The 23,943-nt window shown below is 69.6% G+C and carries 29 protein-coding genes; 11 read left to right on the top strand and 18 right to left on the bottom strand.

All coding sequences use genetic code 11. The annotated features are described in order from the left end of the window. Positions 1-5: 5 nt before the first annotated feature. The gene (gloB, locus tag CFB40_RS06810) at positions 6-812 is read right to left on the bottom strand and encodes a hydroxyacylglutathione hydrolase (protein WP_089424995.1); all 807 of its coding nucleotides are present in this window, start codon (positions 810-812) and stop codon (positions 6-8) included. 18 nt (positions 813-830) lie between these two features. On the opposite strand from gloB, the gene CFB40_RS06805 reads away from it, so the two are divergent. The 3 genes from CFB40_RS06805 to dnaQ are packed head-to-tail and all read left to right on the top strand — an operon-like array spanning position 831 to position 2,856. Continuing rightward, positions 831-1,643 (top strand): class I SAM-dependent methyltransferase, encoded by an 813-nt coding sequence (locus tag CFB40_RS06805; protein WP_089430881.1) that lies wholly within the window; start codon positions 831-833, stop codon positions 1,641-1,643. Further along, positions 1,640-2,083: a ribonuclease HI gene (gene rnhA, locus CFB40_RS06800; protein WP_039347704.1), complete on the top strand. Its 444-nt coding sequence runs from the start codon at positions 1,640-1,642 to the stop codon at positions 2,081-2,083. The genes CFB40_RS06805 and rnhA overlap by 4 nt, the downstream gene beginning before the upstream one ends. Positions 2,084-2,121: 38 nt before the next feature. After that, the gene (dnaQ, locus tag CFB40_RS06795; protein WP_089424993.1) at positions 2,122-2,856 is read left to right on the top strand and encodes a DNA polymerase III subunit epsilon; all 735 of its coding nucleotides are present in this window, start codon (positions 2,122-2,124) and stop codon (positions 2,854-2,856) included. A 34-nt stretch (positions 2,857-2,890) separates the two neighbouring features. Here the strand turns inward: dnaQ and CFB40_RS06790 are convergent, their stop codons facing one another. After that, positions 2,891-3,223 (bottom strand): YnfA family protein, encoded by a 333-nt coding sequence (locus tag CFB40_RS06790; protein ID WP_089430880.1) that lies wholly within the window; start codon positions 3,221-3,223, stop codon positions 2,891-2,893. A 539-nt stretch (positions 3,224-3,762) separates the two neighbouring features. Here CFB40_RS06790 and proP point away from each other — a divergent pair. After that, positions 3,763-5,250: a glycine betaine/L-proline transporter ProP gene (gene proP, locus CFB40_RS06780; RefSeq protein ID WP_089424992.1), complete on the top strand. Its 1,488-nt coding sequence runs from the start codon at positions 3,763-3,765 to the stop codon at positions 5,248-5,250. Positions 5,251-5,359: 109 nt separating this feature from the next. Here the strand turns inward: proP and CFB40_RS06775 are convergent, their stop codons facing one another. Beyond that, on the bottom strand, positions 5,360-5,554 hold the full coding sequence (locus CFB40_RS06775) for a hypothetical protein (protein ID WP_069249260.1): 195 nt from the start codon (positions 5,552-5,554) through the stop codon (positions 5,360-5,362). A gap of 185 nt (positions 5,555-5,739) precedes the next feature. Beyond that, a complete protein-coding gene (locus CFB40_RS06770) occupies positions 5,740-6,369 on the bottom strand; it encodes a glutathione S-transferase family protein (RefSeq protein ID WP_089430879.1) in 630 nt (209 codons plus the stop codon). A 252-nt stretch (positions 6,370-6,621) separates the two neighbouring features. On the opposite strand from CFB40_RS06770, the gene CFB40_RS06765 reads away from it, so the two are divergent. After that, complete coding sequence (locus CFB40_RS06765) at positions 6,622-7,839, top strand: polyhydroxyalkanoate depolymerase (RefSeq protein ID WP_089424990.1); 1,218 nt, start codon at positions 6,622-6,624, stop codon at positions 7,837-7,839. A 7-nt stretch (positions 7,840-7,846) separates the two neighbouring features. Here CFB40_RS06765 and CFB40_RS06760 read toward each other — a convergent pair whose 3' ends face one another. The 11 genes from CFB40_RS06760 to madL form a co-directional block, all read right to left on the bottom strand. Then, a complete protein-coding gene (locus CFB40_RS06760; protein ID WP_089430878.1) occupies positions 7,847-8,491 on the bottom strand; it encodes a phosphoribosyltransferase in 645 nt (214 codons plus the stop codon). A gap of 125 nt (positions 8,492-8,616) precedes the next feature. Beyond that, a complete protein-coding gene (locus CFB40_RS06755) occupies positions 8,617-9,138 on the bottom strand; it encodes a phospholipase D-like domain-containing protein (protein ID WP_089424988.1) in 522 nt (173 codons plus the stop codon). Positions 9,139-9,255: 117 nt separating this feature from the next. After that, positions 9,256-10,188, bottom strand: coding sequence for an acyltransferase domain-containing protein (locus CFB40_RS06750; protein ID WP_089430877.1), 933 nt, complete (start codon positions 10,186-10,188; stop codon positions 9,256-9,258). After that, on the bottom strand, positions 10,185-11,051 hold the full coding sequence (gene mdcB / locus CFB40_RS06745; protein WP_089430876.1) for a triphosphoribosyl-dephospho-CoA synthase MdcB: 867 nt from the start codon (positions 11,049-11,051) through the stop codon (positions 10,185-10,187). The genes CFB40_RS06750 and mdcB overlap by 4 nt, the downstream gene beginning before the upstream one ends. Continuing rightward, a complete protein-coding gene (gene mdcG / locus CFB40_RS06740) occupies positions 11,048-11,716 on the bottom strand; it encodes a malonate decarboxylase holo-[acyl-carrier-protein] synthase (RefSeq protein WP_089431383.1) in 669 nt (222 codons plus the stop codon). The genes mdcB and mdcG overlap by 4 nt, the downstream gene beginning before the upstream one ends. Next, positions 11,703-12,410 (bottom strand): biotin-independent malonate decarboxylase subunit gamma, encoded by a 708-nt coding sequence (gene mdcE, locus CFB40_RS06735; RefSeq protein ID WP_089430875.1) that lies wholly within the window; start codon positions 12,408-12,410, stop codon positions 11,703-11,705. The genes mdcG and mdcE overlap by 14 nt, the downstream gene beginning before the upstream one ends. Next, positions 12,397-13,419, bottom strand: coding sequence for a biotin-independent malonate decarboxylase subunit beta (locus tag CFB40_RS06730; protein ID WP_256976565.1), 1,023 nt, complete (start codon positions 13,417-13,419; stop codon positions 12,397-12,399). Before CFB40_RS06730 ends, mdcE begins: the two co-directional genes overlap by 14 nt. After that, a complete protein-coding gene (mdcC, locus tag CFB40_RS06725; protein ID WP_089430874.1) occupies positions 13,416-13,733 on the bottom strand; it encodes a malonate decarboxylase acyl carrier protein in 318 nt (105 codons plus the stop codon). The genes CFB40_RS06730 and mdcC overlap by 4 nt, the downstream gene beginning before the upstream one ends. A gap of 10 nt (positions 13,734-13,743) precedes the next feature. After that, positions 13,744-15,390 (bottom strand): malonate decarboxylase subunit alpha, encoded by a 1,647-nt coding sequence (mdcA, locus tag CFB40_RS06720; protein ID WP_059677620.1) that lies wholly within the window; start codon positions 15,388-15,390, stop codon positions 13,744-13,746. Positions 15,391-15,524: 134 nt separating this feature from the next. After that, entirely contained in the window at positions 15,525-16,292 is a 768-nt protein-coding gene (madM, locus tag CFB40_RS06715) for a malonate transporter subunit MadM (RefSeq protein WP_027784056.1), read from the bottom strand. Positions 16,293-16,303: 11 nt separating this feature from the next. Continuing rightward, positions 16,304-16,699, bottom strand: a complete 396-nt coding sequence (gene madL, locus CFB40_RS06710) for a malonate transporter subunit MadL (protein ID WP_034186756.1) — start codon at positions 16,697-16,699, stop codon at positions 16,304-16,306. 329 nt (positions 16,700-17,028) lie between these two features. Between madL and CFB40_RS06705 the strand changes: the two genes are divergently transcribed. Both CFB40_RS06705 and CFB40_RS06700 read left to right on the top strand, forming a co-directional pair. Then, entirely contained in the window at positions 17,029-17,877 is an 849-nt protein-coding gene (locus CFB40_RS06705; RefSeq protein ID WP_089430873.1) for a LysR substrate-binding domain-containing protein, read from the top strand. 166 nt (positions 17,878-18,043) lie between these two features. Then, positions 18,044-18,328 carry a DUF4148 domain-containing protein gene (locus CFB40_RS06700; RefSeq protein ID WP_089424981.1) on the top strand — a complete coding sequence of 95 codons (285 nt, stop codon included), beginning with the start codon at positions 18,044-18,046 and terminating at the stop codon, positions 18,326-18,328. Positions 18,329-18,362: 34 nt separating this feature from the next. On the opposite strand, the gene CFB40_RS06695 is transcribed toward CFB40_RS06700, so the two are convergent. Further along, positions 18,363-19,280 (bottom strand): 3-hydroxyacyl-CoA dehydrogenase NAD-binding domain-containing protein, encoded by a 918-nt coding sequence (locus CFB40_RS06695; protein WP_089430872.1) that lies wholly within the window; start codon positions 19,278-19,280, stop codon positions 18,363-18,365. Positions 19,281-19,527: 247 nt separating this feature from the next. On the opposite strand from CFB40_RS06695, the gene CFB40_RS06690 reads away from it, so the two are divergent. Both CFB40_RS06690 and CFB40_RS06685 read left to right on the top strand, forming a co-directional pair. Continuing rightward, positions 19,528-19,968, top strand: a complete 441-nt coding sequence (locus CFB40_RS06690; protein ID WP_089430871.1) for an Hsp20/alpha crystallin family protein — start codon at positions 19,528-19,530, stop codon at positions 19,966-19,968. 16 nt (positions 19,969-19,984) lie between these two features. After that, entirely contained in the window at positions 19,985-20,395 is a 411-nt protein-coding gene (locus CFB40_RS06685) for an Hsp20/alpha crystallin family protein (RefSeq protein ID WP_089430870.1), read from the top strand. Between the two features lie 89 nt (positions 20,396-20,484). Here the strand turns inward: CFB40_RS06685 and CFB40_RS06680 are convergent, their stop codons facing one another. Together CFB40_RS06680 and CFB40_RS06675 are read right to left on the bottom strand one after the other, a co-directional pair. Beyond that, positions 20,485-20,802 carry a TFIIB-type zinc ribbon-containing protein gene (locus CFB40_RS06680; RefSeq protein ID WP_089424977.1) on the bottom strand — a complete coding sequence of 106 codons (318 nt, stop codon included), beginning with the start codon at positions 20,800-20,802 and terminating at the stop codon, positions 20,485-20,487. Between the two features lie 93 nt (positions 20,803-20,895). Next, positions 20,896-21,651, bottom strand: a complete 756-nt coding sequence (locus CFB40_RS06675) for a TerC family protein (protein ID WP_089430869.1) — start codon at positions 21,649-21,651, stop codon at positions 20,896-20,898. Between the two features lie 108 nt (positions 21,652-21,759). On the opposite strand from CFB40_RS06675, the gene CFB40_RS06670 reads away from it, so the two are divergent. Then, complete coding sequence (locus tag CFB40_RS06670) at positions 21,760-22,653, top strand: LysR family transcriptional regulator (protein ID WP_089430868.1); 894 nt, start codon at positions 21,760-21,762, stop codon at positions 22,651-22,653. Between the two features lie 115 nt (positions 22,654-22,768). Then, positions 22,769-23,869: a DUF2242 domain-containing protein gene (locus CFB40_RS06665; RefSeq protein ID WP_089431380.1), complete on the top strand. Its 1,101-nt coding sequence runs from the start codon at positions 22,769-22,771 to the stop codon at positions 23,867-23,869. The last annotated feature ends 74 nt before the right edge of the window (positions 23,870-23,943 follow it).

The following is a 23,943-nucleotide window of genomic DNA, read 5'->3' as shown; positions in this document are numbered from 1 at the left end:
AATCATCATCGGAACCGGTTTTTCCACTCGCGCATCAGCGTGAACGCCGTCAGACGATCCGGCACCGTTTCATGCAGTTCCGCTTCGAGCGTCGCGCGGATCGCCTCGCTGTCCGCCCGCATGAACGGGTTAACGGCACGCTCATGCGCGATCGTAGTGGGCAGTGTCGGCACGCCGCGCGCGCGCAGCGCCTGGGCGTCGTCGCGCCACGTGGCGAGCGCCGCGTTGCCGGGTTCGCACGCGAGCGCGAAGCGGATGTTGGACAGCGTGTATTCGTGTGCGCAATGCACGTGGGTGTCGCCCGGCAACGCCGCGAGCGCGTCGAGCGACGCGAGCATCTGCGCGGGCGTGCCCTCGAACAGGCGCCCGCAACCGCACGAGAACAGCGTGTCGCCGCAGAACACGTGCGGCGCCGCGTTGCCCGGCCCGGCCGCCTGGAAATAGGCGATGTGGCCGCGCGTATGGCCCGGCACGTCGAGCACGTCGAACGTGGCGGCGGGTGCGTCGAGCGTCACGCGTGCGCCGCCCGAAAGCGGCCGCGTGACCACGCCGATCGCCTCGGCCGCGGGGCCGTAAACGACGAGCGGAACATCGTCCGGTTGGCTATCGCGCAGGGCCGCGACACCGCCGACGTGGTCGGCGTGATGGTGCGTGAGTAAAATAGCGGTCAACCGCCAGCCTCGTTCGGCTAGAACCCGGCGCACCGGCGCGGCTTCCCCCGGATCGACGGCAATCGCATCGCGGCCGTCCGAGACGAGCCAGATATAGTTGTCATCGAATGCCGGAACCGGCATGTATTCCAGCTCGTTCATGGGCGCGCAATCATCGTTATGTCCGATCGTCAAATTATAGACTGGCCCGCCTGGACCGACTCACCACCCGGCCGCTACGTGCTGGGCTGGGAACAGGCGCAGCTCGACCGGATCGTGTCCGACGTCTTCGGGTTCCACGCGCTGCAACTCGGCCTGCCGCAGCTCGACGCGCTGCGCGAGAACCGCATGCCGTATCGCGGCCTCGTGCTCGATCCGGCGAGCGGCGCGAGCGCGCCATACCAGTATCCGTGGGCGCGCGAAGCGCATGCGCCCGAGCACGCGCCCGACGGCCGCAGCACGACCTGGTGCGACCTGCTCGACCTGCCGTTCGAGTCGCAGAGCGTCGACCTGATCGTGATGCCGCACACGCTCGAATTCACGTCCGATCCGCACCGGCTGCTGCGCGAGGCCGAGCGCGTGCTGATGCCGGAAGGCCAGCTCGTGATCACCGGCTTCAATTCGCTCAGCCTGTGGGGCATGCGGCAATCGTTCGGTCGCATGGCGAACCGCCCGTTCGTGCCGGCCACGCGCGACCAGATCGCGTTCATCCGGCTCAAGGACTGGATCAAGCTGCTCGGCTTCGACCTCGAACGCGGCCGCTTCGGCTGCTACCGGCCGCCGCTCGTCACCGACAAGTGGCTGGCCCGCTACGGCTTCATGGAAGCCGCCGGCGACCGCTGGTGGCCGATCTTCGGCGCCGTCTACATGGTGACGGCCGTCAAGCGCGTGCGCGGCATGCGCCTCGTCGGCCAGATCCGGATGAAGAAGCCCGTGCTCGCACCGGGCCTGACGCCGGCGGCCTCCCCGACCACCCATCAAGAACATTCATGACTACCGATACCATCGACATCTATACCGACGGCGCCTGCAAGGGCAACCCCGGCCCCGGCGGCTGGGGCGCACTGATGCGCTACGGCGACAAGGAGAAGGAGCTGTTCGGCGGCGAGCCCAACACGACCAACAACCGCATGGAGCTGATGGGCGTGATCGCCGCACTCGAAGCGCTGAAGCGGCCGTGCCAGGTGATCGTGCACACCGACTCGCAATACGTGCAGAAAGGCATCAGCGAGTGGATCCACGGCTGGAAGAAGAAAGGCTGGGTCACCGCGGCGAAGACGCCCGTGAAGAACGCCGACCTGTGGAAGCGGCTCGACGCGCTCGTCGCGCAGCACGAGGTCGAGTGGCGCTGGGTCAAGGGCCACGCGGGTCATCCCGAAAACGAGCGCGCGGACGCACTCGCGAATCGCGGCGTCGAATCGCTCACGGCCTGAACGCGGGCCGCTCCCCTGTTTCTTTTGTTTTTCCCGACATGCGCCAGATCATTCTCGATACCGAAACCACCGGCCTGAACGCCCGCACGGGCGACCGCCTCATCGAAATCGGCTGCGTCGAGCTGCTGAACCGGCGGCTCACCGGCAACAACCTGCACTTCTACGTGAACCCGGAGCGCGACAGCGATCCGGGCGCACTGGCGGTGCACGGGCTCACGACCGAATTCTTGAGCGACAAGCCGAAATTCGCGGAAGTCGCCCACCAGATCCTCGACTTCGTGAAGGATGCCGAGCTGATCATCCACAACGCGCCGTTCGACCTTGGCTTCCTCGACGCGGAATTCGCGCGGCTCGGTCTGCCGCCGTTCACCGAGCATTGCGGCGGCGTGATCGACACGCTGGTGCAGGCCAAGCAGATGTTCCCCGGCAAGCGCAACTCGCTCGACGCGCTGTGCGACCGCTTCGGCATCAGCAACGCGCACCGTACGCTGCACGGCGCACTGCTCGACTCGGAGCTGCTCGCCGAGGTGTATCTGGCGATGACGCGCGGCCAGGACAGCCTCGTGATCGACATGCTCGACGACGTGGGCGCCGACGGCGGCGCGGGCAACGGCCAGCGCGTGTCGCTCGCCGCGCTCGACCTGGCCGTGGTGACCGCGAGCGACGACGAACTCGCCGCGCACCAGGCGCAGCTCGACGAACTCGACAAGTCGGTCAAGGGCACCTGCGTGTGGCGCACGTCCGCCGACACGGGCGCCGCCGAAGCGGCTTGAAGCAGGTGGCCGGCGGCACGCGCCGCGGCCGCGCTCACGCGCGCGGCTGCAGCGCGATAACCGCCATTCCGCCGAGCGCGAGCACCGCGCCGGCCACGTCCCAGCGGGTCAGCGCGACACCGTCGACCACCCGCAGCCAGACCAGCGCCACCGCGATATACATGCCGCCGTACGCGGCATAGGTGCGCCCCGCCGCACTCGGGTGCAGCGTCAGCAGCCACGCGAACAGCGCGAGCGACAGCGCGGCCGGCACCAGCAACCATACCGGCCGGCCGTCCTTCAGCACGAGCCACGGCAGGTAACAGCCGACGATTTCGGCCAGCGCGGTGGCGGCAAACAGCGCCGCGATCCTCATCAGTTCGGTCATCCGGTTCCTCGTGAATTCGGCCCCCGTCACCCGGGGCCGCACGGCCCCGCCGTGCGCCGCCGATCATACCCGAGCCGCCCCCGCCGGACGCCCCGCCAGCCGGGCGTTTCCCGGCAATTTGCACGATCATCCGTCATCGTGCTATCATGTCGCCTGTTTCAACATTCAATCTCTGTCTATTCGATTTCGAGAGAAGTCCATCCGCGCGTTGCGGGCCGGCGCTTCGACCGAAATTGCACACACAGGAAAGCCCGCCCGACAGGCCCGCTTTTCTCGTTTCGTTGCCCCTCCGGGGCGCTTGCCGGAACGCTGGACACCGTCCGCGCCGGCATCTGCCGCCAGCATCACGCGGCCCATTCTTCATGAGCGCACTGTCGCGACGGCCCATCGGGCCCGCGTCGAAGCAGCCCCTTACGGCCCTTTACCGCCTGCAATGCAGTAAGTGCTTAAAGGTCTGCCCCGACGCGCCGCATCCGACACCGCGCTCGCCGGCAAACCGTGTCGGACGGCCCGCCCGTTCGGCGCAGTCAAAGGAGTGCATGACCTTGACCGCAACACACGTCAGCCCGACCGCTGCTTCTTCCACCGCTTCGTCGTCCGGCGAAGCCCCGCTCGTCGCGGACGACATCACCGTCGTCGACCAGAGCCTCCTCAAGCGCGCCGTCAGCGCCATGGCCATCGGCAACGCGATGGAATGGTTCGACTTCGGCGTCTACAGCTACATCGCCGTCACGCTCGGCAAGGTGTTCTTCCCGTCCAGCAGCCCGTCCGCGCAGCTGCTCGCGACCTTCGGCACGTTCGCGGCCGCGTTCCTCGTGCGCCCGCTCGGCGGCATGGTGTTCGGCCCGCTCGGCGACCGCATCGGCCGCCAGCGCGTGCTCGCCGCCACGATGATCATGATGGCCGTCGGCACCTTTGCGATCGGCCTGATCCCCAGCTACGCGTCGATCGGCATCATGGCGCCCGTGCTGCTGCTCGTCGCCCGCCTCGTGCAGGGCTTCTCGACCGGCGGCGAGTACGGCGGCGCCGCCACCTTCATCGCCGAATTCTCGACCGACAAGCGCCGCGGCTTCATGGGCAGCTTCCTCGAGTTCGGCACGCTGATCGGTTACGTGATGGGCGCGGGCGTCGTCGCGCTGCTCACCGCGTCGCTGTCGCAGGAAGCACTGCTGTCGTGGGGCTGGCGCGTGCCGTTCCTGATCGCCGGCCCGCTCGGCCTGATCGGCCTCTACATCCGGATGCGGCTCGAGGAAACGCCCGCGTTCAAGCGCCAGGCCGAAGAGCGCGAAGCGCAGGACAAGGCCGTGCCGAAGGCGCGCTTCCGCGAAACGCTGATGCGCAACTGGCGCGCCCTGCTGCTGTGCGTCGGCCTCGTGCTGATCTTCAACGTGACCGACTACATGGTGCTGTCGTACCTGCCGAGCTTCATGTCGTCGACGCTGCACTTCGACGAATCGCATAGCCTCGTGCTCGTGCTGATCGTGATGGTGCTGATGATGCCGCTGACGCTCGCCGCCGGCCGCCTGTCGGACAAGGTCGGCCGCAAGCCCGTGATGCTCGCCGGCTGCGTCGGCCTGCTCGCGCTGTCGATCCCGTCGATGATGCTGATCCATGCGGGCACCACGGCGTCGGTGTTCGGCGGCCTGCTGATCCTCGGCGTGCTGCTGTCGTGCTTTACCGGCGTGATGCCGTCGGCGCTGCCGGCGCTGTTCCCGACCGAGATCCGCTACGGCGCGCTCGCGATCGGCTTCAACGTGTCGGTGTCGCTGTTCGGCGGCACGACGCCGCTCGTGACCGCCTGGCTGGTCGACGTCACGCACAACCTGATGATGCCCGCGTACTACATGATGGGCGCCGCCGTGATCGGCATCGTGTCGGTCGTCGCGCTCGCCGAAACCGCGCGCCAGCCGCTCAAGGGCTCGCCGCCGGCCGTCGCGTCGCGCCGCGAAGCCCACCAGCTCGTGCGCCAGATGCGCGAGGACGACGAAGCGGATATCTACAGTGTCGGGTCGCCGGCACGCGCCTGAGCGTCACCCATGAAAAAGCCCCGGCCGAAGCCGGGGCCCGATCGAACCCGATCCGCCCGACCGGCTTGCGCCGGCCGGGCTTTTTTTCATCCATTCGACGCCGGCGCGCTCATGCCTGCGCTTCGCAGTGGCGGCAGAAAATCAGCGCTCGCGAGCGCGACACGGCGGCCTGCGCACCGCGCGCCGCGACGATCAGCCCGACCTGACCGAGATTGAAATCGCGCTCGACCATCAACTGCGTCAGCGCGGCAAGCGGCAACACGAGGGACGGGTGGTACAGGCTCGATTCGATCAGGGCTTTCATCTGCGGCTCCATCAGGCAAGGCGTCATTCGATGGAGTGGATTCTAGGGACCGGCCGCGTCCGGATAAACAGCGCGAATGCGAAGTCACTTGTCAGCCGCCGAGAACAATCGACAACACCTTGCCTGACAAGGCTGGGCGGGCGACGGGCCGCGGCGCGGGGCCCCGCCGCAGGTCGCCTCGACGCCTAGACGAGCGGTGTTTCGACGAACGCCGGCAGCGCTTCCGCCCGCGCCGAATGCGCAGCCAGTGCCGGATAACGGGCCGGATCGATCCGCGCGAGCACCGGGTAGTCGGCCGCCATGAACTGCGTGAAGCGCCATGCGACCGCGACCGTCACGTCGGACTGCAGCAGGCGCGCGCCGCCGAACCAGCCGTTCGCGGCCGCGACGAGCGGCTCCAGGGCGCCGTATGCGCCCTCGATCTGGCTCAGCACGCGCTCGAGCCACGGCGCATGCTGCTTGTCGGCCGGACGCAGCGCCTGCTCGTAGACGACCTGCACGGTCTTCTCGGCGGCCGCCAGCGCGAAGCCGACCGGCACGAGCGCGCGCAGCCGAGCATCGGCGGTATCGGGCAGCAAGCGCCGCTCGGGCGCGACCAGATGATCGAGATAGTCGACGATCAATGACGAATCGAGCAGCGTCGCGCCGTCGCCGGTCACGAGCGTCGGCGCCTTGACGACCGGGTTGGTCGCCCTGAACTGCTCGAAATGACGGAACACCGAGATCGACTCGTGTTCGAACGGGAGGTCGAGCAGTTTCGCCGAAATGGCGACCCGACGCACGAACGGGGAATCCAGCATGCCGATCAGCTTCATCGCGAACGCTCCGCTTGAGGGGAATGGGAGCGACGACTGTAGCAGCGTCGCGCGGCATCGCCTAGGGCCCGTTCCCGCCCGCAACGAGCGGGGGCCGGCTGCGCGACCGCGTTTGCCGAATGGCGGAACGTGCTCGGCCGGCCTTCGCGCCCGTGCGCCCGATGCGCATCAACCCGCCGCGCGCGGGACTCACGATGTCCGGCCACAGTGACCATAATGCAAGTTCACCCCCCTTCCGCCCCAAGGTTCGCCATGTGGTATGCCCTCGTCGAGCAGCAGCGGGAATGGATGCGCGCGTGGCGCGCGGCGACGCGGCACGCGTTCGACGCGTGGCCCGCGGCCACGCTGCCGCACGCGGCGTCGTCGTGCTACGACGATCTGTTCGAGCCGCTGCTCGGGCCGCCGGACGGCCCCCCGCACTTCGACATCGGATGGCCGGCGCTCGGCGAGCGCGTCGTCGCGCGCACGCCGTTCTGCGACCTGCGGCGCTTCACGCGGGCCGACGCGCAGCGCACGGTGCTGCTGTGCGCGCCGCTCGCCGGGCACGCGGCCGTGATGATGCGGGAAACCGTCGAGACGCTGCTCGCGGACGGCGATGTCTGCGTGACCGACTGGCGCAATGCGCGCGACGTGCCGCTCGCGTCGGGCCGTTTCGGGCTCGACGAGTACGTCGCGACGCTCGACGGCTTCGTCGACGGGCTCGCGCACGACGACCGGCCGCTGCATGTCGTCGCCGTGTGCCAGGCGACCGTGCCGGCGCTCGGCGCGCTCGCGCTGCGGGCGGCGCGCGGTCTCCCCTCGCCCGCGAGCGTCACGCTGATCGGCGGCCCGCTCGACGCGCGCCGGAATCCGAGTGCGCTCGGCACCGCCGCTGCCGCCCATTCGCTCGGCTGGTGCCGCCGCCACCTGATCGACGTCGTGCCACCTGGTTTCGCGGGGCACGGCCGCCACGTGTTTCCCACCTATCTGCAACAGGGCGAGATCGCGCTCGTGTACCCGCAGCGCTTCCTGTCGCTGATCGAAGCGTACGCGCTGGCCGCGTCGCGCTTCGACATGACCGGACTCGCCGGCGCGCGGCGCGCGCTGCTCGAATACACGGCGCTGCTCGACATGCCGGCCGAGTATTTCCTGGATACGGTCGACATCGTGTTCCAGCGCATGAGCCTCGCGCTCGGCACGTGGGACGTGGGCGGCCAGCGCGTCGAGCCGGCGGCTATGCGCGGCATCGTCCTGCTGACCGTCGAAGGCGCATGCGACAAGGTCACGGGCGCCGGCCAGACACATGCGGCGCTCGACCTGTGCAGCGGCCTCGCCGACGACGAGCGCTTTCGCATCGACATCGACGACTGCGATCACTACGGGCTGTTTACGGGGGCGCGCTGGCACGGGGACGTGCATCCGATGCTGCAGCGCGTGTTCGCGTGGGCCGAAGCCCGCCGCCCTCGCCCGCGCCGCATCAGGCGGACGTGACACCGAATCAGCGCCGCGCCGCGTCGAGCAACGCGCGCACCTCGTCGTCACTCGTCTGCTCGAAGCGCGCGTAGAACTGGCTGATCCCGAAGAACACCAGCGGCAGCATCACCGTGACGAACGCGTCGGCCAGATCGTCGAACACGTGCCGTGTACCTGCCGGCGCGACCGGTGCAGCCGCGATGATCCGCGCCGGATGACGCTCGCGTAACGCCTGCAGCGCGACACGCATCGACGCGCCGGTCGCGACGCCGTCGTCGACGACGATCGCGATGCGCCCTTCGACCGGCAGCGGCGGCTCGGCGCCGCGGTACAGCGCTTCGCGTCGATGCAGCTCGGCCGTCTCGCGCGCGATCACGTCGGCGAGCTCCGCGTCGGGCACGTTCATCGAGCGGAGCACCGAACGCTGCAGATGAATCGCCCCGCCCGTCGCGATCGCGCCCATCGCGAGCTCGGGATCGTACGGCACGCCGAGCTTGCGCACGACCAGCACGTCGAGCGGTGCATGCAGCGCACACGCGACCGGATAGGCGACGGGCACACCGCCGCGCGGCAACGCGAGCACGACGACATCGCCTCGCCCCGCGTATTCGCGCAAAGCACCGGCCAACTGGCAGCCGGCATCGGCGCGATCGGCAAAACACTCGAACACGATCGGCTCCCTGCCGTTGCGCCGGATGCGCGAAACCCGCGTCGGCGCCTGTCAACGAGCATGGTTCATCGGCCGCGCCGATGCAAGCAGGGTCACACCGGCACGCGCGGCGCCGACGGAAAGGGTCAGAGGCCGCCGGCCTGCCGGTACAGCCGCCAGAACGACTGGGCATAGGATTGCGCGAGCTCGGGCGCACGCTGGAACACGTTCACCGTTTCCGCATGCGCGGCCGCGCCTTCGGACAGCGTGGTCAGCGCGACGCTGTCGTCGACGATCACGAAGCGCGGGGCGGGATCGCCGTGCCGCGAATCGATCGCCACGTCGATACCGGAAGATTTCAGATAGCCCGCGCCGCTGTACCGGCCCGCGCGCGGCGAACGCACGAGCACGACACGCACCTCGACCCCGCGCGCGCGGGCCGCGCGCAGCGCGCTCGCGACCGCCGGCGGCACGTGCGTGTAGCCGGCCAGCAGCACGCGGCGCTGCGCCTGCCCGATCAGGTCGACGGTCGCGTCGGCCGCTGCATTGTCATACGAAAAGTATGTGCCGACCGATGCGGCATCGGACGGAATCTGGCTGGCGTGGGCGCTCGCCGCGCAGCAAAGCGCGGCGAGAAGGAAGGCGGCTGGTCTCATGGCGGGCGCCATTGTAGCGACGCCAATTCGCGTGGCAAGCACCACCTGAGAGGCTGCTGCGCCGGCGCAACACACAGCGCAAAACGGGTGCCTGGCGAACGGGCCAGCGCGCGTTTTTCATGCGGCCGATCAGCCCGCCGCGACGCGTGAGAGCCAGCTCGCCACGCCGTCGACGGAGCGGAAATCCGCGAGGCTGCGCGCCGGCAGCGCCGGATAGGCACCACCGGCCATCTCGGCCAGCGCGCGGCCGGGACCGAGCTCGAGGAACGCGGTCGCACCGGCCTCCACGCACGCGGCCAGACAGGCCGCCCACTCGACCGGCTCCGCGACCTGCCGCGCAAGCTTGTCGAGGCCGGCGTCGACGTCCAGCACCGATGCGCCATCGATCCCCGAAAACAGCCGCGTGCCGGGCAGCGGCCGCCGTACGTCGGTCGCGGCGAGCGACGCGCGAAACACCGGCACGGCCGCGGCGAGCCGACGCGTGTGCGACGCGATCCGCACGCAGACGGGCGCGACGCGCAGCGCGCCGGCGCGCGACGCATCGTCGGCCACCGCGTCGACATCGGCCTGCCGCCCCGCGACCACGAACGCGTCGCCGGGATTCGCGATCGCGATCGCCGCGTCGCGGCCGTCGCACAACCGCGCGAGTTGGGCACGCGTCAGGCCGCGTACGAACACCATCCGCTCGTCGCCGCCGCTCGCGGCATCCATCGCGCGCGCACGCGCGTCGGCCAGGTCGAGCGCGGCGTCCGATTCGATCATCCCCGCGACGCTCCACGACGCGACTTCGCCGACGCTGTAGCCGGCGACGCAACGCCGGCGCGGCCACACCGCGTCGAGCAGCGCGGCGGCGGCGAGCGCCTGGACCGTGCAGAGAATCTGCGCGGCACGGTTTTCGCGCAGCGCGTCCGGCCCGGCCTGCCGAACCCACGCGCGCGGATCGTCGCCGAGGAGCCGGCCGGCATGCGCGAACAGCGCGTCGGCCTGCGACGCGGTGCCGGTCAGGTCGAACATGTCGGCGCGCTGCGCGCCCTGCCCCGAACAGAGGATGGCCAGCGTCATCGCGCGCCCTCGTCAATTTCGAGCGCATCGACGAAGACGCTCATCGCGAGCAGGTCGGCCGCGCCGCCCGGGCTCAGCCGCCGTGCCACGAACGCCCGATGCGCGGCGGCCGCGCGCAGCCGCCAGTCGCGCGCCCGCACGCCGCCACGTGCCACGAACGCGCGTGCGGTTACCCGCGCGAACTCGAGGCCGGCCTGCCCGCCCCGGTGCAGCAGGTTCGTATCGTCGAGCGCGGCGATCAGCGCGAAGCATGCATCGACGCGCGCGGCTTCCGGATCGCCCGGCAGGTCACGCTGCGCGCGACGCAGCGCGGGCAGCCCGACCGCATAGACGGTCGTGAAACCGTCGGCCGCCTCGCGACGTGCACCGCCGACACCGTAGCTGCGGCTCGCGCGTTCGCCGTGGCTGTCGGGCAAGCGCGGGCCACCGAGGATCTCGGCACCCCAGCGGCGGGAGACGATCGCACCGAGCGTCATTCCGACCGGTACGGCCCCCGGCGCCGCACGGCGGCCCGCGGCCGCACACAGCAGCCCGAGCCCGAAGATTGCGCCGCGATGCGTGTTGACGCCACCGGTCGCGGCGAGCATCGCGTGCTCGGCACGCAGGCCGATCTTGCGCAGCACGGCCATGTCCGCACCGCGCGCGCCCGCGTCGGCCAACTCGGCGAAGTACGGCCGCAGCACGGCGGAGCTGCGGGCGAACGTCGCGGCGTCCATGTCGGTGTGACTGCCGGTGTCGACGTGACTGACGAGCCCCGGCTTCGGATAGGTCTCGATCTCGAGCACGAGGCTGCGCTCGGCCAGTTCGGCGATGCGCTCGGCCTCTGACGGCGCCGGTACGCGGCAGGCAGCCCATGCACTCATTGCACACCTCCGATGAATGCGTCGGCCGGCATCAGTTCGACGCTGATCGCGGTCTTGACCGCGACTTCACGCTGCCGCGTGTGCAGTTCGCGCCAGTTGACGCCCGCGCCGTCGTCGCGCAGCAGTTCGCCGTCGATGCGCATCGGCGCGCGCGCGTCGATCGCCGCGAGGCCGTCGAGCAGCGGCGCGAGCGACGCAGGGTCCGGCAGCGGGAACACGATGTCGAGATCGGACGACGTCCCCAGGTAGGGTTCGCCCGTCAGCGCCTGCCATGCGAGGCTGCCGAACACGCGGCCCGGCACGCCGTAACGCACGCCGAGCGCATCGAGTTCGCGCAACGCCGTGCGCCATGCGTCGGGCGCGGCGACAAGCACGTCGGACAACGCGGGCAGCGGGCCAACCGTCGCGAGCGCGTCGGCCGCCGCGTTCAGCGCGATGCGCCGCTTGCCCGCGGAAGGCGGCAGCGGCAGGCCAAGCGGCACGCGACCGGCATCGGCCTCGTCGGGCGACGCGCGGCGCACGATCAGCGGCCAGCCACGTTCGGCCCACGCGCGCGCGAGCGGATCGGCCGCGAGCGCGGGATCGCGCGCGAATGCCGCGCCCCACCCCGCCGCCGTCAGCGTGACGAGCGTGTGGCGGCGCAGCGGCAGCTCAGCGTGCAGCACGCGCGAGTGCCTCGACGCGCCGGGCGACGTCGGCGGCAACCGGCCGGCCGCGTGACGCACGCCGGTCGACGCGGTCGGCCGGCTTGCCGAGCCATTCAACGACCTGCGCGTCGAGCGAGCGGGCCGGATCGAGCACGGCGTCGACGGCGCCCATCTTCACGAGATTGTCGAGCCCCGGCGCGAACACCGGCGTCGAGCGCGACATCTCCTTCAGCACGTCGATCGGCAGCTTGGTCACGCGCGACATCGACGGCAGGTCCATCACCTCCGGCTCTGCGCCCGGCACCGCGAGCAGCGTGCGCGTCGCGAGCGCGGTCGCGATGAACGCGCCGGCGGCCGTGTGGCCATACAGCACGCCGATCGTCCGGTGCCCGGCGAGATCCGCGTGCATCAGGCACTTCGCGAGATGCGACAGCCCTTCGTTCAGGCCGAGCAGTTCGTCACGCTTGCTCATCCGCTGGCTGTCGCTGTCGACCAGTACGAGGATCGGCGTGTCGTCGCCGCGTGCGATCGTGTCGAGCACGTGTGACGCGAGCGTCAGCGCCTCGTCGATGCCGAACGGCAAACGGTCGGCGACGCCGATCACGTCGACGCGTGTGCCGGCCAGTTCCGCGTGGCCGGTCAGCAGCCCGCCGTGACGGGCGATCGAATGGCCTTGCGGGAACAGTGAACTCAATACTTCATCGAGCGTCATGCGGGCTCTCCTGCAGTTGGTCCGCGAGCGCGGCGAACGCATCGTCCGGCATCCCTGGGATCGCTTCCGGCGCCGATGCGCGCAGCGCACGCCACACGTCGAGCGCATCCTTGCATGCGCCGAACCGTTCGACCCGCGCTTCGAGGCGGGCCTGCTCCGCGCGCAGCATCGCCGCATCGAACTTCGGTGCACGGCCGATCAGCGCGAGCGCCGCTGCACGGAACGCAGCGGGCGTGTCGGCCACGTAGCGATCCGCACCACCGATCAGCCGTCGGTGCTTGCCGCCCATCGTGCGCCAGATCAGCGCGCGATCCTTCGCATCGAATTCCTCGACGCCGCGATTGGTCTCGATCACTTCGGGGCCCGACACGCTGATGCGGCCCTGCTCCGATACCGCAAGCGCCGAGCAGCACGCGGCGAGCAACCCGCCGCCGCCGTAGCAGCCCGCACGGCCGCCGATCAGCCCGATCACCGGCACGCCGGCCGTGCGCGCTTCGACGAGCGCGCGCATGATCTCGGCGATCGCGAGTTCGCCCGCGTTCGCCTCCTGCAGCCGCACGCCGCCCGTATCGAACAGGATCAGCACCGGCTTGCCGGTGTCGCGCGCGGCGCGCAGCAGCCCGGTGAGCTTCGCGCCGTGCACTTCGCCGAACGCGCCGCCCATGAAGCGGCCTTCCTGCGCGGCGACGAACACCGGCTGGCCGTCGAACCGGCCGTGGCCGACCACCATCCCGTCGTCGAACTGCTGCGGCAGGTCGAACAGCGGCAGGTGCGGGCTCGTCACGCGCTCGGCCGGGCCGAGGAATTCGCTGAAACTGCCGGCGTCCAGCAGCCCGTCGATGCGCTGCCGCGCCGATGCTTCGTACCAGCTCGCGGCATTCGCGACGAACGCGGGCGTATCGCGCGTATCGTGGATCGCGTCGTTCGGCGCCTCCCGACGGGCCGCCCCTAGGGAGGCGCCCGCCCCCTCGGGGGGCAGCGAACGAATGTGAGCGTGGGGGTTGTTCATTTGGCGTCCCCCTCGATCGCCCGCACCGCTTGCGCGAGCCGCAGCGACACCATGTCGGGCCGCGCGCCGCCGTCGTTGATCGACAGCTTCAGGCCGCCCGGCGTGCGCCGCTCGACGAAATCCGCGACGACGGCCTGCCACACCGCGCCGAAGCCGACCGCCGCCGTGCTGATGTCGATCTCGCACTCGTTGCCCGGCAGCACACGTTCGACGAGTACTTCGAGATTGCCGGATGCCACCACGCCGACGAGCGCCGCGGCCTGCTCGCCCTTCGCGCGCTCGCGCGCGATGAAGCGATAGTTCAACTGTTCCATGCCCTTGTCCTTACCAGTTGCGGAACCGGGCCGGCGGCGCATACAGGCCGCCCGACCAGTGCACGAGATCCTTGATCGAACGCGCGGCGAGCCAGCGGCGGTCGGCGTCGAGCGGATCGATGCCGAGATCCTCCGGGCGGCGGATCACGCCGCGTTCGCGCAGCCGCTCGACCATCTTCCGGTCGCGGCCGCGACCGATTTCCGTATAGCCGGCGACGCCGCGGATCGCGTGCTCGCGTTCGTCCTTGTCGCGGCACATCAGCAGGTTCGCGATCCCTTCCTCGGTGACGATGTGCGTGACGTCGTCGCCGTAGACCATGATCGGCGCGAGGTCGAGCTGCAGCTTGTCCGCGAGCTTCAGCGCATCGAGCTTCTCGACGAACATCGGCACGTTCTTGTCGCCGAACGTCTCGCCGATCTGCACGACGAGCTTGCGGCCGCGCCTGAGCGCCGCCGGCGTGTCGGGGTCGGCTTCCGCGCCGGCCTTCAGCCACGGCTCGCTCGGATGGCGCCGGCCGCGCGCGTCGCTGCCCATGTTCGGCGCGCCGCCGAAACCGGCGATACGCTCGGCCGTGACCGTCGACGAATGGCCGGACAGGTCGATCTGCAGCGTCGAGCCGATGAACATGTCGCACGCATAGAGGCCGGCGGTCTGGCAGAACGCGCGGTTCGAGCGCAGCGACCCGTCTGAGCCCGTGAACCAGATGTCGGAACGCGCGCGGATGTAGTCGTCCATCCCGACTTCCGAGCCGAAGCAGTGGATCTGCTCGACCCAGCCCGACTCGATCGCGGGAATCAGCGTCGGGTGCGGATTGAGCGCCCAGTGCGAGCAGACCTTGCCCTTCAGCCCGAGCTTCTCGCCGTAGGTCGGCAGCAGCAGCTCGATCGCGGCCGTGTTGAAGCCGATCCCGTGGTTCAGGCGCTTGATGCCGTACGGCTCGTAGATGCCCTTGATCGCGAGCATCGCGGTGAGGATCTGCGTTTCGGTGATCGCCGCCGGATCGCGCGTGAACAGCGGCTCGACGTAGAACGGCCGGCCGGCCTCGACGACGAAATGCACACGATCGCCCGGGATGTCGACACGCGGCACCTTGTCGACGATGCGGTCGACCTGCGCGATCACGATGCCGTCCTTGAACGCGGTGGCTTCGACGACGGTCGGCGTATCTTCGGTGTTCGGGCCGGTGTAGAGATTGCCGTCGCGATCGGCGCTGACCGCGGCGATCAGCGCGACCTGCGGGGTGAGGTCGATGAAGTAGCGTGCGAACAGCTCGAGATAGGTGTGCACCGCGCCGAGCGCGATCTTGCCGCCGAACAGCAGCTTCGCGATGCGCTGCGACTGCGGGCCCGAATACGCGAAGTCGAGACGCTTCGCGATGCCGCGCTCGAACACGTCGAGATGCTCGGGCAGCACGACGCCCGACTGCACCATGTGCAGGTCGTGGATCTTCGCACTGTCGACGTCGGCGAGCGCCGTCGCGAGCAGGTCGGCCTGCTTCTGGTTGTCGCCTTCGAGGCAGACGCGATCGCCGGGCCGCAGCACCGCTTCGAGCAACGCCACGGTGTCGCGCGCATCGACCCGCTTGCCCTGCGCGTAAGCCGCGCCGGCCGCGAGCCGTGCATCGCGCGCCTGCCGCGCGTGATTCCATCCCGTCATGAACAGTTCTCCCGCTTCGATGGTTCAGCGGCATTCTAAGCCTGGCGCCGCCGCCGATTGATGATGTTGACGAATGCGACTCAGAGGACGCCGCGATGGATGCGGCCCGCGCACGCGCCGCCCATCGGTCGGGCCTACGCGCCGACCAGCGCGCGCGTCGTGAAGAACAGCAGCGACGGGCCGAGCAGGCAGCCGACGCCCGTGTGGAACGTCGCGACCAGTGCGCCGTACGGGACGAGCCGTCGGTCGGTCGCGGCGAGCCCCGCGCTCACGCCGCTGACGGTGCCGGCCAGGCCGCCGAAGATCATCGCGGAGCGCGGTGTCTTCAGGCCCATGAAGTTGGCCGCGACCGGCGTGCCGACCATCACGATGATCGCCTTGACCAGCCCCGTCGCGATGCTGAGCGCGATCACGTCGGAGCTTGCACCGATCGCCGCGCCCGTGACGGGGCCGACGATGTAGGTGACGGCGCCCGCGCCGATCGTCGTCATGCTGACCGCGTCGGTATAGCCGAAGGCGCGCGCGATGCACGCGCCGACGATGAACGGCAGCACGGTGCCGAGCAGCAGCGACACGACGCCGACGAGCCCGGCCTTGCGCGCCTCGGTCGGCTGCACTTCGAACGCGGTCGCGACGATCGCGAAATCGCGCAGCATCGCGCCGCCCATCAGGCCGATGCCGGCGAACAGCTTGACGTCGGCCAGCCCCTTCTCGCCGCCGGTGAATGCGCCGCCGACATAGGCCAGCACGAGACCGATCACGATCGCGATCGCGGAGCCGTGCACGCGGCCGAACGTGAGCTTGCGCGACGCGATCGACGACAGCCACATGATCAGGCCGACCAGCGCGAACGACGCGACGAGCCCGTTGTGGGCGACGGTTTTTTCGAGCATCTGCAGCATGGCGGCCTCCGTTACTGTTCTTCGAATTGCGGCACGCCCGCGAAGGCCGTGTCGTCGCGCCCGGTGCGCACGAGTACCGCGATGCAGCATGCGCAGATCGCGACCGCGCCGACGGCGGCCAGCAGCGCGACCGGGCCGCCCTTCAGCGCGGCGACGACGTTCTGGTTCGCGGCCATCGCGACGACGACGGGGATGTACATCGCGCCCCAGAAACCGACGCCGGCCTCGGTCTCCTTCGGCAGCCAGCCGCGGCGGTGCAGCCACAGGCGCAGGCAGATCAGCAGCAGCATCGCGATGCCGACGCCGCCGACGTTGGTCTTCACGCCGATCGCGCTGCCGAGCAGGTCGCCGAGGAACAGTCCGGCCAGGTGGCAGAACGCCAGCAGCGCGGTTCCGTAGATGATCATGAGTCGTCTCCAGTCTCTTCGTGACGGGCGCCTGACGCGTGCGGGAGCCAGGCCCGCACGCCGGTCCCGGGCGGACTGTCTGTCTCCTGCGGCGGGGCGCCGCGGCCCGGCGGCTCGTCGTGCGAGCGCGTTCTCGGGGTCGATGGGATGATGCGGTTTCGGGCCGGACGCCGGATGGCTTAGACTGACCGATGCCATCGGCGGCGCGACACGGGCTACGCGTCCGGTGCCCCCCATTGGCGGAGGCCGCACTGGCGCGTGATCCGATACTAGCGCCGCACAATCCGGCCATTTATGAAGTTGTCGAAACCGATTCAGTGGATTTAGCAATGCGCCCGTTACCGCCCGAGCTGCTGCGCAGCTTCGTCGCCGTCGCCCAGTCCGGCAGCTTCACCGCCGCGTCCGAGCGCGTGAGCCTGTCGCAGTCGACCGTCAGCCAGCATATCCGCCGCCTCGAGGAGCTGCTCGACCGGCCGCTGTTCGAGCGCGACACGCGCAACGTGCACCTGTCGCAGCACGGCGACGCGCTGTTCCGCTACGCGGTGCGCATTCTCGAACTGATGGACGAGGCCGTCACGTCGGTGTGCGGGCCGCCGCTGTCGGGCAAGGTGCGGCTCGCGATGTCGGAGGATTTCGCGTCGGCGCACCTGACGGCCGCGCTCGCGAGCTTCGTGCAGCGCAATCCGGACGTCGAGCTCGCGATCTCGACCGGGCTGTCGGGCGACCTGTTCGATGCGCTCGACGAGGGGCGGCACGATCTCGTGTTCGCGAAGCGCATCGCCGGCAGCCGGCGCGGCCGCGTGATCCGCAGCGAGCCGCTGTACTGGTGCACGGGCCCCGATTCGCGGATCACCGGCCATGAGGCCGTGCTGCCGCTCGCGATGCATCCGGAGCCGAGCGTGTCGCGCCGCCGCGTGCTCGAATCGCTCGAGGCCATCGGGCGGCCGTACCGGATCGCGGTCGTGAGCAGCAGCGTCGCGGTGTTGCGCGCTGCCGCGAGCGCGGGGCTCGGCGTCAGCGCGTTCGCCGGCTACGTGATCCCGGCCGGGCTCGCGCGGCTCGACGCCGGGCTGCCCGAACTCGGCGAACTCGAATACGTGATCGACCGGCCGACGGCCGCGTCGCGTTCGACGCTCGCCCTCGAAGCGACGCTGATTACAGCCGCTTCGGAGTTGTAGCCGCGCTTGGCGCGACCCACACAGGGGGCGCCGCACCCGCACCTGACAGCTTTGCCCGGAACGCGTCATCGTCCGCGCAGCACTCGCTCGCGACAATGGGACCCATCGGAACGCACCGCGCATCGCCGCGCGCGTCCGGTACCCGTCCCCTTGATCGGAGCCCGCCATGAACAACGTCCTGCGATTCGCCGTCGCGACCGCTGCAGCCGCCTTGCTCTCCCCCGCCTTTGCCCAGACCGACGCTTCGGCCCCGGCACAACAGGGCCTGACACGCGCGGAAGTCATCGACCAGCTCAAGCAGGCCTATCTCGACGGCGAACTGCCGACCAACGACGGCAACTACCCGCCGGACGCCGCGACACGTTCGCGCAACCGCGAACTCGTGCAGGCCGTGAGCCCGGCGTGGCTGGCCCACACGCCGCCCGCCAGCCAGGCGACGTCGCAGCAATGACCGGCGCCGCCGCGCCGGCGCAACGCAATCAGGATCACGGCAGGAAGCTGCGGCGGCGCGCGTCGATCAGCTCGACGAGCAGGCGGTCGCGTTCGGCCGCGAGCTCCTGCATCGAGTGCTCGCCCTGGATCGTGCGCAATGCGTCGTTCAGCTTGCGATCGACGTCCGGATCGAATGACGGCGTGCCGAGATCGTCCCACCAGCTCGTGATCGGCCCCGACAGGTGTTCGAGAAAGTGCGCGATCCCGCCCGCGCCGCCGCCGAGGTGATAGGTCAGGCATTGCCCCATCAACCCCCAGCGCAGGCCGGGCCCCCATGCGACGGCCTTGTCCGCATCGGCCACGCTCACCACGCCTTCGCCGACGAGGTGATACACCTCGCGGAACAGCGCGGCCGCGAGCCGGTTCGCGACATGGCCGGTCATTTCCTTGTTGAGGACGATCGTCTGCTTGCCGAGCGCATCGTAGAAATCCTTCACGCGCGCGATCACGTCCTGGCTGGTGGCATCGCCGCCGACCAGTTCGACGAGCGGAATCAGGTGCGGCGGATTGAACGGATGCGCGATCAGGCAACGCTCCGGATGCTTGTCGCACGCGGTCTGGATGTCCGACATCTTCAGGCCCGACGAGCTCGACGCGATCGGCACGTGCGCGGGCAGCACGTCGTCCATCTGCCGGTACAGCTCGCGCTTCAGGTCGAGCCGCTCCGGCCCGTTCTCCTGCACGAAGTCGACGCCGTCGAGCGCACGCACGAGATCGGCGTCGAACGACAGCCGCGCGGAAAGTTCAGCGGCCCGGTCGCCGAGAAACGCGGCCAGCGCGTCGCGCAACCGCGTGTCGGCTTGCGGCGCCGGATCGGTCGCGACGACGTCGAAGCCCTGCGTCAGATAGAAGGCGGCCCAGCTCGCGCCGATCACGCCGGCGCCGACGATCGCAATGCGTCGAATGTCCATGATTGTCCCGTGTCGTTGGTCTGCCAATAGATGGCGGCGATTGTCGCATCGAATCGCGCGGGCCTGCATTGACGCAGATTGCGGATTCCCTCTTGAAATGCGCTTCGGCTGCCACTAATTACACGTCGTCGGGCCGTGCAGCATGCAGCGCACCGCCCCCGTTTCGACCCAGTGGAGCTTCCACGACGCGCCCGCCGCAGGCGTCGCGCCGTCACGTCTCCCGCGTTCCCTGTTCAGGAGGACCAACATGAGCGGTATCCATTTCGGCAGCGACCTGTTCGACGAATTCGCCCGCGTGCAGCGGCAAGTGGCCAGCCTGCTCGGCGATCGTCCGGCCGGCATTCGCGCGGTACGGCCCGGCGCCTTTCCCGCGCTCAACGTCGGTGCCACCGACGGCGCGATCGAGATCGTCGCGTTCGCACCCGGCATGGCCGCGGCCGACTTCGACGTGTCGATCGACAAGGACCTGCTGACGATCAGCGGCGAGCGCAAGCCCGCACCGCGCGGCGAAGGCGACGATCTGCGCACCTATGCGCAGGAACGCTTTCACGGCGCATTCCGCCGTGTCGTCGAGCTGCCGCGGGACGCGGATCCCGACCAGGTCAGCGCCCGCTACGAAAACGGCTGCCTGCTAATTCGCGTCGGCCGGCGCGAGGCATCGAAGCCGCGTGCGATCACCATTCAATAATATTCAGGATACCGACATGAATGCGAACCCGACCCTGGCCGAGCGTCAGACCAACACCGTCCACCCCGCTGCCGCCGAAGCGGCCCGCCGTCCCGCGATCACGCCGGCCGTCGACATCGTCGAAGATCATCTCGGCGTCACGCTGCGGGCCGACCTGCCCGGCGTGCCGCGCGAGAACCTCGACGTGAAGGTGCACGACAACACGCTGACGATCGAAGCCGACACGCGTCTCGACACGCCGGCCGACCTGCGCGTGCGCCACGCGGAAATCCGTGGGACGCGCTATGCGCGCAGCTTCGTGCTGAGCCCGGACCTCGACACGGCGAGGATCGACGCGAACCTGCGCGACGGCGTGCTGACGCTGACGATTCCGCGCCGCGAGGAAACGCGTCCGCGCCGCATCGACGTGACGGCCGGCAACGCGTAAGCATTGGTGCATGCCGTGATCCCGCACGCATGAAGAAGCCCCGCCGGGTACGCGCCCGGCGGGGCTTTCTTTTACGACGTGCGGTGCGATCAGTCGAAGTCGAACAGGTCGAACACCGATTTCTTGCGACGCCGGCCGTCGTGCGAGCGGCCATCGTGTCTGTCACGGCTGTCGTGCGAGCGAGCGTCGCGCCCCCACCCGCCATCGTGGCCGCGCGGTGCTTGCGCATCGTGTCGCACAGGGGCTTCATCGCGGCGCGCGGGCGCATCGCCGGTTTCGCGCGCAATCAGCTTGTCGAGTTCGCCGCGATCGAGCCACACGCCGCGGCAGGTTGGACAGTAGTCGATCTCGATCGACTGGCGCTCGGCCATCAGCAGGTCGGGCGTCTTGCAGACAGGGCATTTCATCGCGCTTCTCCTTTCCGTGCGAATTTCGTCTGGATTCCATATGACGCGCGTGATGCCTGCCACCGCAGCGGCAGCCGGGTCACGCGCGCCGGCTCAGTGGCCATCCGTCGGTGCCGAGCGCTTCGTCTTCGCGCGCCGCGCCAGCATGTTCATGCCTTCGACGAAAGCCGAGAACGCCATTGCCGCGTAGATATAGCCCTTCGGCACATGCGAACCGAAACCTTCGGCGATCAGCGTCATGCCGATCACGACCAGGAACGACAGCGCGAGCATCACGATGGTCGGGTTGCGGTCGATGAAGCGTGCGAGCGGCTGTGCGGCGAACAGCATCACGGCGACGGCGACGATCACGGCGACGAACATGATCGGCACGTGCTCGGTCATGCCGATCGCGGTCACGATGCTGTCGATCGAGAACACGATGTCGAGCATCACGATCTGGCCGATCGCGGCCCACATCGTCAGGCCGACCGCCCCGCCCGACCCGCCCGCGCCTTCACCGTCGCGCGACACGTGGTGATGGATCTCGGTGGTCGCCTTCCACACGAGGAACAGGCCGCCCGACAGCAGGATCAGGTCACGCCACGAGAACGCATGGTCGAGCAGCGTGAACACGGGTTCGGTGAGGCTCGCGATCCATGCGACGCTGCCGAGCAGCGCGAGGCGCATCACCAGCGCGAGCGCGATGCCGAGGCGCTGCGTGCGGGCCCGCTGCGCCTCGGGCAGCTTGTTGCTGAGGATCGAGATGAAGATCAGGTTGTCGATGCCGAGCACGACTTCCATCACGACGAGCGTCAGGAGCGCCGCCCAGACGGCGGGGTCAACGGCAAGCGTCAGCAGGTAGTCCATGAGATGGGCCGATACGAAAGTGGAAAGCCCGATCATAGGCCGCCCCGAACTTCGGAAAAATCAGAGAGAATCTGAATTTTGGTTCGGTTTTTCCGAAATTTCGCTCCGATGCTCAATTTCCGACATCTGTACTACTTCTGGGTCGTCGTGAAGGAAGGCGGCTTCGCGCGCGCGGCCGCGCGGCTCGACATGGCCGTGCAGACCATCAGCGCGCAGGTGCGCGAGCTCGAAAAAGCGCTCGGGCACCAGTTATTGCGCCCGGCCGGGCGCGGCGTCACGATGACCGACGCCGGCCAGGCCGCGTTTGCGCGCGCGGAGGTGATCTTCGAGATGGGGCGGCTGATCCCCGACGATGTGCGCGCGGCGGCCAGCCAGCCGACCGTGCGGCTCGCGGTCGGCCTCGCGGACGGCATTTCCAAGCTCGCCGCGCACGCGATCCTCGCACCCGTGCTGGATACGCCCACGCTGCGGCTGCTGTGCCACGAAGGCGAGCACGATGCGCTGCTCGCGGAGCTGGCGCTGCATCATCTCGATCTGGTGCTGGCCGGCCAGGGCGCGCCGTCCGGCTCGAACCTGCGGGTGACGAGCGAGCGGCTCGTCGCGTCGCCGGTCGACTGGTATGGCCCCGCGGCGCTCGTCACGCCGGCCGCGCGGCAGCACTTTCCGCAGTGCCTCGCCGACCTGCCCGTGCTGTTGCCGACCGCGCATTCCGCGCTGCGCGCGCGCCTCGACCTGTGGCTGGAAGGTGAACGGATCGTGCCGCGCGTGGCCGGGGAATTCGAGGACAGCGCGCTGATGGCCGTGTTCGCGGCGCGCGGCCTCGGCGTGTTCCCGTTGAGCGAACTCGGCGCGAACGACGCGTCGCTGCTGCGCGGGTTGCGCCGGCTCGGGCGTGCCGGCGACGTGACCGAGGAGATCCACGCGATCCGCTCGCGGCGCGGCGAACACCATCCGCTGACGTCGCAATTGCTGGCCGCGGCACGCGGCGCTTCGGCCGACTGAAGCGAGCGCGACATCAAAGGAAACTATAATGACGCCCCGGCCTTACGAGATTGCCGCGCGCTTCATCCAGGCACCGCCGTTGCGCGGCCTCTCGCCAAGCCTTCTGAAAGACGCCATGCACAACCGATTTCGCCTGTTTTCCGTTTCGTGCGCGCTCGCGGCCGCGACCGTGCTGGCGGCGTGCTCGTCGCCGCCCAAGCCGATCTACCAGCAGGAACAGTTCGACGCGACCAGCAGCCCGTACGCGCATACGTTCCACTCGAAATCCGACGCAGCCTGCGAGGCCGCGCGGCGCGCGCTGCTGAGCCAGGGCTATGTGGTGTCGTCGTCGCGCAACGATGCGGTCGACGGCAGCAAGAATTTCCAGCCGAACAACGACATGCACGTCGTGATCGAGTTTCACGTCGTGTGCGCGGACGCGAACGCGGACGGCACGTCGAGCATCGCGTACGTGAACGCGGTGCAGGATCGCTATACGCTGAAGAAGTCGAATACGTCGGCCAGTGTCGGCTTGAGCGTGTTCGGCTCGCTGTCGCTGCCGATCGGGTCGAGCGACGACGCGCTCGTCAAGACCGCCAGCGAGACGATTCCCGCCGGCGTGTTCTATGAGCGCTTTTTCAATCTCGTCGAGCATTTCCTGAAGATCGACCCGGCCCGCCGCGACCGCGCGACCGTCAAGGCCGCCGAGAAGGAACCCGTCGCGCCGCTGCCCGAACCCGCGCCGACGCCGCAAGGCGAGCCGATGAAGATGACGACCCCGGTCGTGCCGACGCCGCCCGCGGCGCCGGTGCCGCTTTCGTTGCCGGCGGTCGCGCCCGAGTCGGGGGCGAACGCCGTGCCGGCCGCCGCGTCGGCCGTGGTTGCGCCGGCGGCGATGCGGGCTGCCGCGCCGGCGGCGGCGTCGGGTGCGGGGGCGGTATCGGCTTCGGGTGGGGTGCCTGCAGCGGCCGCGTCGTCGACGCCCGCTCCGGCGTCCGGATCGGCGTCCGTGCCGGTTTCGGCTTCCGTGCCTGCATCCGCTTCCGGCCCGGCATCGTCGCCCGCTGCTTCGGCACCGGCCGCTGCAACACCGACACCGGTCGCACCGGCGCCTGCACCCACCGCTTCGGCCCCCGTATCGGCATCGGCGCCCTCGAGCGCATCGCCCGCGCCTGCCGCCGCCAACCCCGTCGCCTCGTCCGCACCGTCCGGCGCGAGCGCACCGGCCGCACACTGACCGGCCGTCCGTATCGTCGCGCGGCCATATCCGGCGCCGCGCGACGATACGCACACTTCTCCCTCATTCATCAC

The sequence above is a fragment of the Burkholderia sp. AU31652 genome, assembly GCF_002223155.1.
In the GTDB taxonomy this organism is placed as follows: domain Bacteria; phylum Pseudomonadota; class Gammaproteobacteria; order Burkholderiales; family Burkholderiaceae; genus Burkholderia.
Note: the sequence above shows the minus strand (reverse complement) of the source record. Positions and strands in the feature narration are given on the sequence as shown.